Source organism: Luteimonas changyuni (assembly GCF_039548395.1).
Classification (GTDB): domain Bacteria; phylum Pseudomonadota; class Gammaproteobacteria; order Xanthomonadales; family Xanthomonadaceae; genus Luteimonas.
This window is the reverse complement of the sequence record NZ_JBCLUZ010000051.1, coordinates 1-1,378: the sequence shown is the minus strand read 5'-3', so window position 1 is coordinate 1,378 and position 1,378 is coordinate 1. Positions and strand designations below refer to the sequence as shown.

Annotated in this window: 1 protein-coding gene; it reads right to left on the bottom strand. The window is 69.0% G+C overall.

All coding sequences use genetic code 11. The features are described from left to right. Positions 1–247 precede the first annotated feature (247 nt). A complete protein-coding gene (gene ispH, locus WCD84_RS14040; protein WP_343281765.1) occupies positions 248–1,198 on the bottom strand; it encodes a 4-hydroxy-3-methylbut-2-enyl diphosphate reductase in 951 nt (316 codons plus the stop codon). Positions 1,199–1,378 lie beyond the last annotated feature (180 nt).

The window sequence follows — 1,378 nt, the reverse complement described above, 5'->3', positions numbered from 1 at the left end:
GCCGGCGCAGCACACCCCCTGTGTGCGGGACGGGCAGCGCGGGCTACAACGGAGAAATCCACGGGACGGGCAGCGCGGACCACAACGGAGCTCACGCCGCAACAACGTGCTCCAACTGTCACGTCAGAACCCCGGAGCCGCGAGAAGAACCAGCCACTCTGCCGGGTCGGGCGTACGTCTCCCCCTCAATCGGGAGAAGAGCCTTTTTCTTTCCGGATTCCGGAATCCGGCGCGCGTGGCGGGCGCCTCAGTCCACCAGCCGCAGCCGCAGCTCCTTGGGCAGGGCGAACACCATGTTCTCGCGCTCACCATCGAGCTCGCGCACGCCGCCGGCTCCGAGATCGCGCAGTCGCGCCAGCACGCCTTCCACAAGGACATCCGGGGCCGAGGCACCGGCGGTCACGCCCACGTGGTGGCGGCCAAGCACCCATGCCGGGTCGATCTCGTCGGCGCCGTCGATCAGGTAGGCCTCGACGCCGTCGCGTTCGGCGAGCTCGCGCAGGCGGTTGGAGTTCGAGCTGTTGGGCGAGCCGACCACCAGCACCAGGTCGCATTCGGTGGCCAGCAGCCGCACCGCGTCCTGGCGGTTCTGGGTGGCGTAGCAGATGTCGTCGTTCTTCGGGCCCTGGAGCGCCGGGAAGCGCGCACGCAGGGCGTCGATCACGCCGCGCGTGTCATCCACCGAGAGCGTGGTCTGGGTGGTGTAGGCCAGGTTGTCCGGCTGCGCGACCTGCAGCGCCTCGACATCGTCCACGTCCTCGACCAGGTAGATGGTCCCGGTGCCGCGCTCGCGGCTCCACTGTCCCATCGTGCCTTCGACCTCGGGGTGCCCGGCGTGGCCGATCAGCACCACGTCGCGGCCCGCGCGGCAGTGGCGTGCGACTTCGAAATGCACCTTGGTCACCAGCGGGCAGGTGGCGTCGAACACTTTCAGGCCGCGACGGTCGGCTTCGTTGCGCACCGCCTGGGAAACGCCGTGGGCGCTGAAGATCACCGTGTTGCCGTCGGGCACCTCGTCGAGCTCCTCGACGAAGATCGCGCCGCGCTGCTTGAGGTCGTCGACCACGTAGCGGTTGTGCACGACCTCGTGGCGCACGTAGATCGGCGCGCCCAGCGTCTCGATCGCGCGCTTGACGATCTCGATCGCGCGGTCGACGCCGGCGCAGAAGCCGCGGGGGTTGGCGAGCAGGATATCCATGCCACCATTCTACCCCTGCCCCGATGGGAGCGCTCCCGCCCTTGCGGGCGCAGCCTTCCGCTGAAGCGGGAGCTGGAGCGGCCATCCGCCTTTGTGGGAGCGGCCCTCCGCTTTTGTGGGAGCGGCTATAGCCGCGATGGCCTGGTGCCCAGATCGCGGCTATAGCCGCTCCCACAAACA

Coding starts and splice junctions, on each gene's coding strand:
- ispH (WP_343281765.1), bottom strand. CDS start 1,198: ATGGATATCCTGCTCGCCAACCCCCGCGGCTTCTGCGCCGGCGTCGAC.